At 60.4% G+C, this 13,661-nt stretch carries 11 protein-coding genes; 7 read left to right on the top strand and 4 right to left on the bottom strand.

Going from position 1 to position 13,661, the window contains the following annotated elements:
• The first annotated feature begins 146 nt into the window (after positions 1-146).
• Together BN1800_RS11585 and BN1800_RS11575 are read left to right on the top strand one after the other, a co-directional pair.
• Entirely contained in the window at positions 147-1,991 is a 1,845-nt protein-coding gene (locus BN1800_RS11585; protein WP_086997586.1) for a methyl-accepting chemotaxis protein, read from the top strand.
• 303 nt (positions 1,992-2,294) lie between these two features.
• Positions 2,295-3,164, top strand: a complete 870-nt coding sequence (locus BN1800_RS11575) for a LysR family transcriptional regulator (RefSeq protein ID WP_086997583.1) — start codon at positions 2,295-2,297, stop codon at positions 3,162-3,164.
• A gap of 2 nt (positions 3,165-3,166) precedes the next feature.
• Here the strand turns inward: BN1800_RS11575 and BN1800_RS11570 are convergent, their stop codons facing one another.
• From BN1800_RS11570 to aceA, 3 genes are all read right to left on the bottom strand, one after another.
• Positions 3,167-4,258, bottom strand: coding sequence for a helix-turn-helix transcriptional regulator (locus BN1800_RS11570; protein WP_027509926.1), 1,092 nt, complete (start codon positions 4,256-4,258; stop codon positions 3,167-3,169).
• Between the two features lie 106 nt (positions 4,259-4,364).
• On the bottom strand, positions 4,365-4,601 hold the full coding sequence (locus BN1800_RS11565) for an SMc00767 family acetate metabolism repressor (RefSeq protein ID WP_027509927.1): 237 nt from the start codon (positions 4,599-4,601) through the stop codon (positions 4,365-4,367).
• A gap of 22 nt (positions 4,602-4,623) precedes the next feature.
• The gene (aceA, locus tag BN1800_RS11560; RefSeq protein WP_027509928.1) at positions 4,624-5,913 is read right to left on the bottom strand and encodes an isocitrate lyase; all 1,290 of its coding nucleotides are present in this window, start codon (positions 5,911-5,913) and stop codon (positions 4,624-4,626) included.
• Positions 5,914-6,098: 185 nt separating this feature from the next.
• Between aceA and BN1800_RS11555 the strand changes: the two genes are divergently transcribed.
• The 5 genes from BN1800_RS11555 (at position 6,099) to BN1800_RS11535 (ending at position 11,723) form a co-directional block, all read left to right on the top strand.
• Positions 6,099-7,511 (top strand): helix-turn-helix domain-containing protein, encoded by a 1,413-nt coding sequence (locus tag BN1800_RS11555; protein WP_086997580.1) that lies wholly within the window; start codon positions 6,099-6,101, stop codon positions 7,509-7,511.
• 139 nt (positions 7,512-7,650) lie between these two features.
• The gene (locus BN1800_RS11550) at positions 7,651-8,748 is read left to right on the top strand and encodes a polyamine ABC transporter substrate-binding protein (RefSeq protein WP_027509930.1); all 1,098 of its coding nucleotides are present in this window, start codon (positions 7,651-7,653) and stop codon (positions 8,746-8,748) included.
• A 95-nt stretch (positions 8,749-8,843) separates the two neighbouring features.
• The gene (locus tag BN1800_RS11545) at positions 8,844-9,986 is read left to right on the top strand and encodes an ABC transporter ATP-binding protein (RefSeq protein ID WP_027509931.1); all 1,143 of its coding nucleotides are present in this window, start codon (positions 8,844-8,846) and stop codon (positions 9,984-9,986) included.
• 3 nt (positions 9,987-9,989) lie between these two features.
• Entirely contained in the window at positions 9,990-10,901 is a 912-nt protein-coding gene (locus BN1800_RS11540) for an ABC transporter permease subunit (RefSeq protein ID WP_086997577.1), read from the top strand.
• Positions 10,902-10,904: 3 nt separating this feature from the next.
• Positions 10,905-11,723 (top strand): ABC transporter permease, encoded by an 819-nt coding sequence (locus BN1800_RS11535; RefSeq protein ID WP_086997574.1) that lies wholly within the window; start codon positions 10,905-10,907, stop codon positions 11,721-11,723.
• 1 nt (position 11,724) lies between these two features.
• On the opposite strand, the gene BN1800_RS11530 is transcribed toward BN1800_RS11535, so the two are convergent.
• Positions 11,725-13,614: an AsmA family protein gene (locus tag BN1800_RS11530; protein WP_086997572.1), complete on the bottom strand. Its 1,890-nt coding sequence runs from the start codon at positions 13,612-13,614 to the stop codon at positions 11,725-11,727.
• Between the last annotated feature and the right edge of the window lie 47 nt (positions 13,615-13,661).

Here is a 13,661-nt window from a genome sequence, read left to right as displayed (position 1 = left end):
GCTGTGCCGGTCTACGCATTCCAGAACCTTGCCAGTTGTTACCCAGCAGGCGAAAGGGGACGCTTCCTTTGAAGAAGCCGGAAACCGAGGAATTCCTTAACGCTTTTAGCCTATTCTTACTATAGTTGTATTCACCGGAGGCCTTCATGCCGCGTTTCTTTTCGACGTCCATCGTGCGTCAGGTTGTTGCGATCACGCTCGCTCTGCTCGTCGTCAGCACCGCCGCGATCGTCGCTGTCACCTATCACAATCTCAGCCGCGACGTGATGGAAAGCGCCGTTTCGGACGCAAAAGGCGCAAGCCGCACCATGGCGGTGCTTTATGGTGCCGTGGATGCGAATGCGGCTGTCGGTGTCACGGGTGACGAACTTCTCTCCGTGACGGAAGATGGCATTCTCGAACTCAAGGATCACGCTCTCGTCGATCGCACGGCCCAATCAATTGCCGGCGTTGCAACAGTCTTTCAGAAGCAGGGCAACGACTATGTCCGCGTTTCGACCAATGTGAAGAAGGAAGACGGCAGCCGTGCCGTTGGCACCAAGCTTGCCGCCGATCATCCGGCGCAGCCGGTTCTCGCAAACGGCAAGGCCTACTACGGTCCCGCGCAGCTCTTCGGCAAGAACTTCATGACCGGTTACTTCCCGGTCAAGAGTGCGGCCGGCGCCAATGTCGGCATCCTCTTCATCGGCATTCCGATGGAGGTCTATTTCGCCCGCATCAATCATCTGCAGACTATGGTTCTCGGCGCCGGCGCTGCCGTCATGCTGCTTGTCGGCATGCTTGCCTTCTTCGCGATCCGCGCGTCCGTGAGGCCGCTGCTTGCGCTGACGGAAACGGTCCACTCGATTTCCGCCGGTAAACTCGACAGCACGATCCCCTGTCTTGAGAAGAACAACGAATTCGGCGAGATCGGCCGCGCCCTGGTTGCCTTCCGCGACAGCGCCCGCGCCCGGCAGGATCTCGAGACGCAGGCTACGGAACAGCGCGCGCTGAGCGAAGCCGAGCGTGCCCGCAACGATGCCGATAAGCGTTCGCTCGATGGTCAGATCGACTTCGCCGTGAACCAGCTTGCAGCTGGCCTCGGGCGCCTCGCCCAGGGCGATGTCTCAGAGACGATCGAGACGCCGTTCGTCGGCCGGCTGGAGCAGCTTCGGGTCGACTTCAACACATCGCTTGTCCGCCTGCAGGATACCCTCGTGAAGATCCGCGAGAACGCCAATGCCATCCAGCGCAACAGCGGAGAAATGCTGACTTCTGCCGGCGAGCTTTCGAAGCGCACGGAAGCGCAGGCGGCAAACCTGGAAGAAACGGCGGCTGCCGTCGAAGAGATCACCGTGACCGTTCGCTCGTCCGCTGAGCGCGCTCGCGAAGCCAACAACGCCGTCACCGCCACGAAAAAGACTGCCGACAGCTCCGGAGTGGTCGTCAGCGACGCTGTCGCCGCAATGGGCCGCATTGAGCAGGCGTCGCGGCAGATCGAGCAGATCATCGAAGTCATCGATGACATCGCCTTCCAGACGAACCTCCTGGCCCTCAATGCCGGTATCGAAGCGGCGCGCGCCGGCGAGGCGGGCAAGGGCTTTGCGGTTGTCGCTCAGGAAGTCCGCGAACTCGCGCAGCGCTCGGCCGATGCCGCCCGCGAGATCAAGGGCCTGATCGAGAAATCCAGCGAGGAGGTCACGGTCGGCTCTGCGCTGGTCCAGAAGACCGGCAGCGTGCTCGCTTCGATCAGCGAGGAGATCATTGCGATCAGCAAACACGTCGAAACCATCGCCACCGCGAGCCAGGATCAGTCGGCGGCGTTGCAGGAGGTCAACGGTTCGGTCAATGCCATGGACCAGATGACCCAGAAGAACGCTTCGATGGTCGAGGAAACCACACAGGCAAGCCGTCAGCTCGCCGACGAGGCCGACACGCTGATGAGCCTGCTGCAGCAGTTCCGCATCGAAGCGTCGGTACAATCTCACGGCCGGGCAAGGCGGGCAGCCTGATGGGGCCTGCAGCTTGATGGTATGGAGGATCGCGCCGGTAACGCGCGGTCCTTTTGCTTTTTTGCGCCGATGCTGTTGAGCCACCTGCCAAAGCTAACGATAGGCGAGCTTCCAAAATCCCGGTAGAATTCGTCCTCAGTCCTGGCACGTTTTTGGATGGGCTGGCAGCTCTGCGAAAGGCCGAGGAAACTGGCAATCATGATCTGATCGATCATTGTGATGTCCTCCATTAAAAGACATCCTTTCAAATACACATCAAAAATCGCTTCATAAACATCGAAGATCCGGCTATGTTTTTCATCAATGAAAAACGCCGCATGGGACTCCTATCAGCTTTTTTTGCAGGTCGCGCGCCTCGGCGGGCTGACCGGCGCGAGCGCGGCGACCGGCTTGAGCCCAGCCACGATTGGACGCCGCATGCTTGAGCTGGAACAGGAAACGGGGCGGATGCTTTTCGCCCGCAGCCAGACCGGCTACCGCCTGACGGCCGATGGCCAGATCCTCCTCGACCACCTTCAGGAGATGGAAGCCGCTGCCCGGAAGGTGGATGCCTGGCGCCAGGCAGGCGAAGGAGGCGTAACGGTAAAGATCGCAGCCGGAACCTGGGTTGCCTGGATGCTGACCGAAAACTTCTCCGCGATCCGCATGCCTGCCGACGGTTTCATCATCGCGCTGACGATCGGCGAGGCGCGCGCCAATCTCGCCTACCGCGAGAGCGATATCGGCATTCGCGCCTTCGAGCCGGACGAATCCAATCTCGCTGCTCGGCTTTTGGGGGAAGTCGCCTATGCCGTCTATGTCCGGCGCAATGCCGGCGAGGTCGAAAACCGCTGGATTGCGGTCGCCGAGGATGATGCCATTTCCGCCTATCTCCGCTGGCCGCACCGCCAGGCGTCGGAGCCCATCGTTGCGACGGTCAACAGGCCGCGTTCGCTGCCGGACCTCGTCCGGGCCGGTGCGGGAAAGGCGGTGCTCCCCTGCTTCGTGGGTGATCTCGATCCGGAGCTGCAGCGGCTCGGCGGCGAACTGACGGAGTTGCGCCACCGGCAATGGATCGTGTTGAACAACGAGGATCGCCACCGCCCGGAAATCCGCACCGTCGCCGACCGTATGACAAAGCTGCTGAAAAGCTATGCTGATCTGTTCGCCGGAAAGCGCGCCAGCCGCAGCTGATTCTACGGCATCAGACGTCTCACGAGCGCGACCTGGCTGTTCACGCCGAGCTTGGAATAGATGTTCTTCAGATGCGTCCGGGCCGTCTCGTAGCTGATGCCATGCAGCCTGGCCGCCTCGCGCGGCGAAAGGCCTGCCGCGATGGAGGAGGCGATCCGCAGCTCGGCTGCGGTCAGTTGCTCCTTTGCGGACAAACGGTCGTTCAGTTCAGGGCATGCCACGGGCATGCGCTCGATGATGAGTGCCGCCGTCGGCCCCTGCAGGAACTCGGTCATCAAATCGGACGTAAGGCGCACGAGCGTGCATTTGAACGACGCGCAGGAAGACCTGAATCTCGCGATGAACGGTTCTGCCGCGGCGGGAGCGCGGTAGCGTGAAGCGGAGGTAAGACGCTCGAGGAAATCCCGGTCGCTGCAGACGAGATGTCCTGTTGGCGTGACACTGATCCCGGCATCTTCGGCGAACATCTGTTCCGCGGCAAGGTTCATCGACCGGATCTGGCAGCCTTCGCCGATATAGACGAGGCCGACACCGATGGCGTCGAACAGCGAACGGCCCGTCTCATTGCTCGCTTTTTCCCTGCGCATGAAATCGAAGGCTCGTTGCAAATGCGGTGCGAGTTGTGTCAGGAGATCCGCGTTGAGGCGATTGAAGCCGGTGTCGGTGCTCGATGTCAGAGTCGAGAGATTGAAGGACCTGCTGTTCTCGCGCAGAATCGTCACGCCGACGCTGCTCCGGCAACCGATGCTGCGCAGATACTCGTTGTAGAATTCCGTCTTGACGAGTTCGGCATGCGGCAGCATCTGGTCCGCGATGACGCCGAGGCCGACCGGCCGGACGGCTGCCTTCGGCATCCACGGGTTTACGGTGCAATAATACCGGTTGTAGTCGTCCAGACTGGAGCCGTCCAAACCTGAGCATAGCGAAAAGGCACCGGCACCCGCGACGCTGTCGTGATAAAAGAGCGTCGTCTTCGCATCGGGCATCCTCGTGTTGAGGGTGTCGAGGAAGTCCTGCCAGTCCGTTTCGCCAAACAATGCGCCGTAGACCAGGTCAGTGAGAGATTCGAGATTGGCATGCGTCGTGGCGGGCATCAGACATCTCATATGAGCGGATGCTTATTATGCCCGCCTTTCATGACAGTGACAATTACGTCGAATAACGCAGATGGCGGCGCCGCGGCACCGCCATCTTTGATCCCTACATCCTGTTGGCGACGATGACAGGGATCAGGAGATCGCCCCAATTGCCGTCTCCGCCATGGTGGCGGGCGGAGCGCACGAGCTCGACCGAGACCCCGGCCTCGACGGCCTTCATGACGGACTGGTTCAGCCTGTGCAGATCGTTTGCGAGCATGCGGATCATCGTCTGCTGATCGGCGCTCATGCTGGAGGATTGTTCTTCCGCTCTTTCGCGGACACGTGCGATGGAAGCCATGGCCTTTTCTCCTTTGGTGTGGCTACTCGGCTGCGGGTTTGAACTGTGCATGTTCGGTCGATTCGTTCATGGCAGTGGTCGAGGACTTGCCGCCGGTGATGGCGAGCGATACGGCATCGAAATAGCCGGTGCCGACTTCGCGCTGGTGCTTGGTCGCGGTGTAGCCCTGTGCCTCGGCGGCGAACTCCGCCTGCTGCAGTTCCGAATAGGCCGCCATCTGCCGGTCCTTGTAGCCGCGTGCCAGTTCGTACATGCCGAAGTTCAGCTGGTGGAAACCGGCTAGCGTGATGAACTGGAACTTGTAGCCCATCGCGCCGAGCTCCCGCTGGAACCTGGCGATCGTCGCGTCGTCAAGGTTTTTCTTCCAGTTGAACGACGGCGAGCAGTTGTAGGCGAGCAGCTTGCCGGGATGGACCTTGTGCACGCCCTCCGCAAAGCGCCGCGCCTGCTCCAGATCCGGCTTGGACGTTTCACACCAGATGAGATCGCAATGCGGGGCGTAAGCAACCGCACGGGCGATGCAGGGATCGAGGCCATTGCGCACCTGATAGAAGCCTTCGACCGTGCGGCCGGCATCGTAATCGACAAAAGGCTGGTCGCGCTCGTCGATGTCCGAGGTCAGAAGCTTGGCCGCTTCCGCATCCGTGCGGGCAATGACGAGGGTCGGAACACCCATCACGTCTGCGGCAAGCCGCGCCGCGTTCAGATTGCGGATGTGCGCCGCCGTCGGGATCAGCACCTTGCCGCCGAGATGCCCGCACTTCTTTTCCGATGCCAGCTGATCCTCGAAGTGGACACCGGCAGCGCCGGCCTCGATATAGGCCTTCATGATCTCGAAGGCATTGAGCGGTCCGCCGAAGCCGGCTTCAGCATCGGCAACGATTGGCGCAAACCATGTTTCGACGGAAAGTTCGCGGTCTTCCGATATCTCGATCTGGTCGGCGCGCTGAAGCGTGCGGTTGATCCGCTTGGCGAGCTCCGGTCCAGCATTGGCGGGATAGAGCGATTGGTCGGGATACATCGCCGAAGCCGTATTCGCATCGGCTGCGACCTGCCAGCCGGAGAGGTAGATCGCTTTCAGCCCGGCACGGACCATCTGCATTGCCTGATTGCCCGAAAGTGCACCGAGCGCATTGACGAAATCGTCCTGATGCAGCAGTTGCCACAGCCGGTTCGCCCCCATCTCGGCAAGCGAATAGCGGAGTTCGACGGAGCCCCGCAATCTCTTCACGTCCTCGGGCGAATAGGGTCGCTCGATACCGTCGAAACGGCCTGCCGGCGCATTGCGGATAAGCTTGTCAAATTCTGTCACGATTTCCTCCTTCTCGATGAATGTGCCTCATTCGGCTGTGTGACATAATTTACAAAAATCCTCGAAGCCGCCAGAGAAAGCTTGATTTTTGGGAGGAAATTGAGGTTAGGTTGCGGGAGCATTTACAGGGTAAGTTTGTAAATCTGTAAATGCTTGTAAATTCATGTCGATCTAGGAGGTGTCGAATGGTCGAGCGGAAGATATTCGCCGGTCCGAAAGTTCGCCGCATTCGCAACGGCTTGGCGATCACCCAGACGGCGATGGCCGAGGGATTGGGAATTTCGCCATCCTACCTCAACCTGATCGAGCGCAATCAGCGGCCATTGACGGTGCAACTCCTCTTGAAGCTCGCGTCGGTCTACAAGGTCGACCTGGAGGAACTGCAGAGCGAGCCCGGAAACAATCTCGCCCAGCTGCGTGAAGTCTTTGCCGATCCGTTGCTTTCGGGCGAACTACCCGGAGACCAGGAACTCATCGAAGTCGCCGAAGCCGCACCCAATGCTGCAAGCGGCGTCGTGAAGCTCTATCGTGCCTATCGCGAGCAGGCTGCGCGACTCTCCGACTTGACAGTCCTGATGGCTGGCGACGGACAGGCTCCGGCCGCCGGCGCGCGGCTGCCGGCAGATGAAGTGCGCGACGTGCTGGAGCGCCGTTCTGCCTATTTTGGCGCGCTTGAAGAGGCCGCTGAGGCTTTCTTCGTCGCTCTGCCGGCGGGTGAGCGCGCGCAGGTCCTTAAGGGCTGGTTGCAGAAGGAGCACGGCATCAGCGTCCGCATCCTGCCGGTGCATGTGATGCCCGATCTGCGCCGCCGCTTCGACCGGCATTCGATGCGGCTTTTCATTTCGGAGCGCCTTGCGGCGTCCGATCAGATCCAGGAAGTCGCCGTCGAGGTCGCGACGCTCGCGCTTCGCGAAGCCATTATGCGAGAGCTGGAAACACTCAACCTCTCGACGCAGGAGGCGAGGCGCATTGCCCGCTTCGAGCTCGCGCGTTACGCAGCCCTTGCGCTGATGATGCCTTATGACGCGTTTCTCTCCGCAGCAAAGACATCGCGTTACGACATCGATATTCTCTGCGCTCGCTTCGGCTGTTCGTTCGGCCAGGCTGCGACACGGTTGACGATGCTGCAGCGACCGGCGAACGCCAGCGTTCCGTTCTTTATCATGGAGATCGATACCGCGGGCCATCGGCTGCGGCGGGGCGGAGCGGCAGGTTTTCCGCATGCCCGCTTCGGCGGCGGCTGTCCGAAGCTCAACATCCATCCTGCCTTTCTCCAGCCGGGCCAGGTTCTGGCCGAGGCTGCCGAGATGCCGGATGGCTCCGCTTATCTTACCATAGCGCGGACGCTCGAAGGGCCGCATGCGCCCTTTGGCGAACGGGTCCGGCGTACTGCAGTTCTGCTCGGCTGCGACATCGCGTTCAAAGACAGCACGACATATGGCCAGGCCCTTTCTGAGACCCCGCATCCGGTGGCAATCGGGCCGGCCTGCCGCCTCTGCGAAAGGAAGGGCTGTCTTGCGCGTGCCGAGCCGCCTGTCACTCGCCCGCTTGGCTTAGATGAGATGGTGGCGGGGCTCGGTGCCTTCGATTTTCAGTGATCGGTGAAATCATTGAGAGTGCAGGATTTTGCGCTTGTCGCCTCACAGAATCCTTTCTACTCTAATCCAAAATCCAGAGGGAAAAGGTGTCCGGGGTGATGCCTGCAATTGCCAATAATAAGAACGGACAGGAGATAATATGAGGTCAAGAATCGCAAGACTTGCGGCCACGGCCGTCGTTGCCGTTTTCGCTGCGGCGCCGGGCTTCGCGCAGGAGCGCGTCGTCAACGTCTATAACTGGTCGGACTATATCGACAGTTCCATCCTCGAGGATTTCACCAAGCAAACCGGCATCAAGGTTGTCTACGACACCTTCGATTCCAACGAGACGCTCGAGACGAAGCTTCTTGCGGGGGGCAGCGGCTATGACGTCGTCGTGCCGACCGCGGACTTCCTGCAGCGCCAGATCCAGGCCGGTGTTTTCCAGAAGCTCGACAAGTCGAAGCTGCCGAACATTTCCAACATGTGGGATGTGATCCAGCAGCGCACGGCGCAGTATGATCCGGGCAACGAGTACGCCATCGACTACATGTGGGGCACGAACGGCATCGGCTACAACGTCAAAAAGGTTGCCGAAATTCTCGGGCCTGACGCCACGCCGGGGCTCGAAGTGATCTTCGATCCGAAGGTTGCCGAGAAGTTCAAGGATTGCGGCATCTATCTGCTCGATGCGCCGAAGGATGTCCTTTCTGCTGCCTTCCAGTATCTCGGCGTCGATCCGAACACGACCAGCGCGGATGACTTCAAGAAAGCTGAGGACTTGATGACCTCCATCCGTCCTTTCGTCCGCAAGTTCCACTCGTCCGAATATATCAATGCGCTCGCCAACGGCGACATCTGCATCGCCTTCGGTTATTCCGGCGATATGCTGCAGGCCCGCGACCGCGCTGCCGAAGCCAATAATAATGTCGAGGTCAACTACTCGATCCCGTCTCAGGGCGCCCAGATGTGGTTCGACATGATGGCGATCCCCGCCGATGCGCCGCATGCTGCCGAAGCGCACGAGTTTCTGAACTACATCATGAAGCCGGAGGTCATCGCCAAGGCGACCGACTATGTCTTCTACGCCAACGGCAACAAGACTTCCCAGCAGTTCATCAGCAAGGACGTGCTCGAAGATCCGGCGATCTATCCGACCGAAGACGTGATGAAGAAGCTCTTCACGGTCTCGCCCTGGGAGCCGAAAACGCAGCGCACCGCGACCCGGCTCTGGACGAAAGTCGTCACCGGCCAATAAGGAAATTCAGGCCCGGACGGAAACGCCCGGGCCTTTTCTTGACGGCTGCCGGCTGTGGGCAGGGCCGGTTCTCAAATCATGTCTCGGGGAACCAAATGAAGTCACTTGGCAATATTCGCCGCACCTTCGCGCCTTGGGCCGATCCGGCTTCCAAACCGTTTATCTCCTTCAAGAACGTGACGAAGAAGTTCGGCGATTTTACCGCCGTGAATGATCTGTCGCTGAATATCTATCATCGCGAGTTCTTTGCATTGCTTGGTGCATCGGGTTGCGGCAAGTCGACACTGTTGCGCATGCTGGCGGGCTTCGAGCAGCCGACCTCCGGCGAAGTGATCCTCGATGGCACGAACCTGGCAGGTACCCCGCCCTACAGGCGGCCCGTCAACATGATGTTCCAGTCCTACGCGCTCTTTCCCCACATGACGGTAGAGAAGAACATCGCCTTCGGCCTTCGCCAGGACGGCATGCCGAAGGACGAGATTATCGAGCGCGTTTTGCAGATGCTGAAGATGGTGAAGTTGGAGCAGTTCGCCTCCCGCAAACCGAACCAGCTTTCCGGCGGGCAGCGTCAGCGCGTGGCGCTCGCCCGCTCGCTCGCCAAGCGTCCGAAAGTGCTGCTGCTCGACGAACCGCTCGGCGCGCTCGATAAGAAGCTGCGCGAGGAAACGCAGTTCGAGCTCATGGATCTTCAGCAGAATCTCGGCCTCACCTTCGTCGTCGTGACGCATGACCAAGAAGAGGCGATGACGATGGCGGATCGCATCGCCGTTATGAGCCACGGCAAGGTCGTCCAGGTGGCGACGCCGGCGGAAATCTACGAGGCGCCGAACTCGCGATTCGTTGCGGATTTCATCGGCGATGTGAACATCTTCGACGGCCAGGTGACCGCCGCCGAAGGCGACACAGTCGAGATTGCGGTCGAGAGCGGCTTTACCATCAAGGTCGCGACATCTGACAAGCCTGCAAAGGGCAGCAACGCCGGCTTTGCGGTCCGTCCGGAAAAACTGAAGGTGCTCCGTCATCCGCCGCCAAACCCATCCGTCAATGCGGCTTCCGGTGAACTCTGGGACATCGGCTACCTCGGCGACATGACGGTCTTCCACGTCAAGCTGAAGAGCGGCAAGGTCGTGAAGGCCTCCTCGCTCAACGCGCAGCGCGCGGTCGACGATCCCTTCACATACGATCAGGAAGTCTGGATCTCCTTCGCCGATGATGCCGGCGTGCTTCTGAGGGATTGATCCATGGGCAAGCTCGGTTCCGCGATCTACAGCCGCCTTGTGATCATCATTCCCTATGCCTGGCTGCTCATCTTCTTCCTCGCGCCGTTCTTCATCGTCTTCCGCATCTCGATGTCGACGACGGCGATCGCGATGCCGCCCTATATGCCCGTCTTCTCGCCCGGCGACGGCTGGGCCGGCTTCTGGGACAAGGTATCGACCTTGTCCTTCGACAATTACAGCTATCTCATCGATGATCCGCTGTATTTCAACGCCTATGTCTCGAGCGTCGTCATTGCCGGGATTTCGACTTTTCTCACACTGCTCATCGCTTATCCGATCGCCTATGGCATGGCGCAGGCCCCGCGCAGCATTCGCCCGACACTGCTCATGCTCGTTATCCTGCCGTTCTGGACGAGCTTCCTGATCCGCGTCTACGCCTGGATCGCGATCCTGAAGCCGGAAGGCTTGCTGAACCAGGTGCTGCTCGCCAGCGGCATCATCGACAGTCCGCTCATCATCCTGAACACCAACATCGCGGTCTATATCGGCATCATATACTCCTACCTGCCGTTCATGGTGCTGCCACTCTATTCCTCGCTGGAGAAGATGGACGGCACCTTGGTCGAGGCCGCGCAGGATCTCGGCTGCCCGCCGATCACGGCCTTCTGGCGCGTCACGTTCCGACTGTCGCTACCCGGTGTTATCGCCGGCTGCATGCTGGTTTTCATCCCGGCCGTCGGCGAATTCGTCATCCCCGACTTGCTCGGCGGATCGCAGACGCTGATGATCGGCAAGACGCTTTGGAGCGAGTTCAATTCGAACCGCGATTGGCCGGTCTCCTCCGCGGTGGCGACGATCCTGCTTTTGATCCTGGTGATCCCGATCGTCTTCTTCCAGAACGCGCAAGCCAAAGCCGACGAGCAGGGGAGGTAAGCCATGCTGCAATGGACCCGCTTCAATATCGTCTCGATCACGCTCGGCTTTGCCTTCCTCTATCTGCCGATCGTGCTGCTCGTGATCTTCTCGTTCAACGAGTCGAAACTCGTCACCGTCTGGGGCGGCTTCTCGACGAAATGGTACACGCAGTTGCTGTATAATCAGGCGCTGCTCGATGCCGCCTGGGTGACGGTGCGCGTCGGCGTGCTCTCCGCCACGCTGGCGACGGTTCTCGGCACGCTCGCGGCGCTCACGCTCGTGCGCTATCGGCGCTTTCGCGGCCGCATGCTTTTCTCAGGGATGGTCTACGCGCCGCTCGTCATGCCGGAGGTGATTACGGGTCTTTCGCTGCTCCTGCTCTTCGTGGCGATCGGATTTGACCGTGGCTTTTGGACGATCACGCTGGCGCATACGACGCTGACGATGTGCTTCGTGGCGGTCGTCGTGCAGTCGCGCTTGGTGAGTTTCGATCATTCGATCGAAGAAGCGGCGCAGGACCTCGGCGCTCCGCCGGTTCGGACTTTCTTCGAGGTGACGCTGCCGATCATTGCGCCTGCCGTCTTCTCTGGCTGGATTCTGGCCTTTACGCTGTCGCTCGACGACCTTGTGATTGCGAGCTTTACGTCAGGTCCGGGCGCCACGACCCTGCCGATGCGAATTTATAGCCAGGTCCGTCTTGGCGTGACCCCTGAAATCAACGCGGTCTGCACGATCCTGATCGGCGTCGTGACGGTTGGCGTCATCTGCGCCTCGATCGTAACCAAGCGCCGCGAGGTGCAGCGGGAGCGCGATGAGCGTACGGCGGCGAACGCCGCCTGAATCACTGGACGCCGGGAGCCTGCTGATCGATCACCGGCACCGGCGAAATCACCGGATTCGGCCAAGAGCCGCCGACGAAGAACGGCAGGGGCGGCAATTCTGCCGTTTTGGCGGCATCCGTCGCCTGCAGCGATCCGGAAAGGGCCAGTCCGTTGGATTCATATGGGATGATGCCCGAAAGGGTCAGCGTCTCGTCTGCGCCTTGAACGCTGACGCCGCGAAGCTCCGCCGAGCCATCCGCGAGGGTAGCGCTTATGTCGATACGGTTGAAGTCGAATGCCCGGCCCGAAACGGCACTCAGCGGGAAGAATTTCTGCAGCGCGGCCTGGCTTCGGATGGCTTCGGCGTCAAGACCGGCAATCGAGCCCGCGTTGCCATGGAACGTCAGCTGTCCGCTCACGTCGGCAGCGCCTGCCGTCCAGATTGGCTTGCTGGTTTTCAGCGAAATGTCGAGCGATCCGCTCGCGAGCGGTAGCGGACCCTTCAACTGTAGCCGCTCGGTCAACCCCGCAAAATCGGCGCCGCGGATCAAAACTTGCAGCTTGCCGCCGCCGTCGAAGTCCCCGCGCATTGCCTCGAGATGCGCAGTCATTTCGCCGCCTTCGAACTGGCTGTCGCCGATATCGAATTTGGCCTCGTTGCTGGAAACGATGATGCTTGCCCCGACATCGGAGAGCTGGAAAGGCGGAAGCTGCATTCCCTTGGCGGAAAGCCTGAGGTCGACATCAAGCTTTTGCAGCGGACCGCCGTCTTCCGGCGCGCCTGCCTCGCCAGCGGCCAGACGAAGGGCAAAGGCGTCGAAGAAGGGCTTGAGGTTCATATGGTCGAAGGCCAGCGTGCCGCCGAGCTTTGCCCGCGCGTTCGTGCCAACGGAAATGTCCATGACGCCGGTCGCATTCGCATCGTTGAGCCCAAGCGCGACTTCATTGAAGCGCAGTCCATTGGCGGCGGAAAATACATCGCTCTCGATCGAAAACGATCTCAGCGTCTCGATGCCCGGAATAGATTTGCCGGACCAGGCCAATAGCGCTGGCAGGTCCGGAATATTGACCGCCGTGTTGCCGGACAGTCCGGCGAGGCTGGAGATACCGCCAATACCGGTGAATTCTGCCGTTATGAGCCTGGAGGTGAGCGCGGTTTTGATCTGAGCAACCTTGCCGCCGAAAATCAGCAGCGGGCTGTTGGAAGAGAAGTCGAGCTTCAGGTCTTCGCCGCTCGTTCTCGCGATCAGCACCGCCGTCATCTGGCTTGAAAGCCGCGGCCAGGTGATATCGGCGGTTACGCCTTCGAAATGATAGGTCTTGCCGCTCGCAAGATCGGCGACATTGAGCGTGCCGTCCTCGACGGTGATTGCACCGATGGTTGCGTCGAGCCTTTGATCGAGGATTTCGGTACCGCCTTCCTGGCGCGCGCCGTCGATCGCCTTCGCAAGCTGCCCCGCATAGGTCCAGTCGATCAGCCCTTGCTGGTCGCGCGTAAGGGAAAGATTGGGGCGCAGCAGATGGAACTCGTGAAAGCTGGCACGGCCGCGAATGGCGTCGATGAGGCTGAAATCGGCCGAAAGGCTCTCGATCGTGCCGAGCAGCTTGTTGCCGCTGCCTTCAGGCTGCCGGATGGTGATCTCATTCAACCTGATGCGCGGCGTCGGCCAGAATTCCAGGACTGGCGTGCCCTTGATTTCGGCCTGATAGCCGGTCCATTTCGACACGACGTCCTCGATGCCGGAGCGCACCAGCCCGCTCGAAACGAGGTAGGGGGCTGCGACGCGCAGCGCCACGAAAACGATAGCGGCAACAAGGAGAAGGCCAGTTGCAACCCGCGCAAACCCGGGCAGCCAGCGGGAAACGGGTATCATCTTGCGCCGCCATTTTGGTTGTCTTGACGTACCCATAAGCTCCGCCAGTATTTTCAGCTGCTTATCCGTTATGTGCTGATTTC

Origin of the sequence: Rhizobium sullae, from assembly GCF_900169785.1 — a bacterium.
Taxonomy (GTDB): Bacteria; Pseudomonadota; Alphaproteobacteria; order Rhizobiales; family Rhizobiaceae; genus Rhizobium; species Rhizobium sullae.
The sequence above is the reverse complement of the archived record's forward strand: the minus strand, read 5'-3'. Positions and strand labels throughout refer to the sequence as shown.

Coding starts and splice junctions, on each gene's coding strand:
- BN1800_RS11585 (WP_086997586.1), top strand. CDS start 147: ATGCCGCGTTTCTTTTCGACGTCCATCGTGCGTCAGGTTGTTGCGATC.
- BN1800_RS11575 (WP_086997583.1), top strand. CDS start 2,295: ATGAAAAACGCCGCATGGGACTCCTATCAGCTTTTTTTGCAGGTCGCG.
- BN1800_RS11570 (WP_027509926.1), bottom strand. CDS start 4,258: ATGCCCGCCACGACGCATGCCAATCTCGAATCTCTCACTGACCTGGTC.
- BN1800_RS11565 (WP_027509927.1), bottom strand. CDS start 4,601: ATGGCTTCCATCGCACGTGTCCGCGAAAGAGCGGAAGAACAATCCTCC.
- BN1800_RS11555 (WP_086997580.1), top strand. CDS start 6,099: ATGGTCGAGCGGAAGATATTCGCCGGTCCGAAAGTTCGCCGCATTCGC.
- BN1800_RS11550 (WP_027509930.1), top strand. CDS start 7,651: ATGAGGTCAAGAATCGCAAGACTTGCGGCCACGGCCGTCGTTGCCGTT.
- BN1800_RS11545 (WP_027509931.1), top strand. CDS start 8,844: ATGAAGTCACTTGGCAATATTCGCCGCACCTTCGCGCCTTGGGCCGAT.
- BN1800_RS11540 (WP_086997577.1), top strand. CDS start 9,990: ATGGGCAAGCTCGGTTCCGCGATCTACAGCCGCCTTGTGATCATCATT.
- BN1800_RS11535 (WP_086997574.1), top strand. CDS start 10,905: ATGCTGCAATGGACCCGCTTCAATATCGTCTCGATCACGCTCGGCTTT.
- BN1800_RS11530 (WP_086997572.1), bottom strand. CDS start 13,614: ATGGGTACGTCAAGACAACCAAAATGGCGGCGCAAGATGATACCCGTT.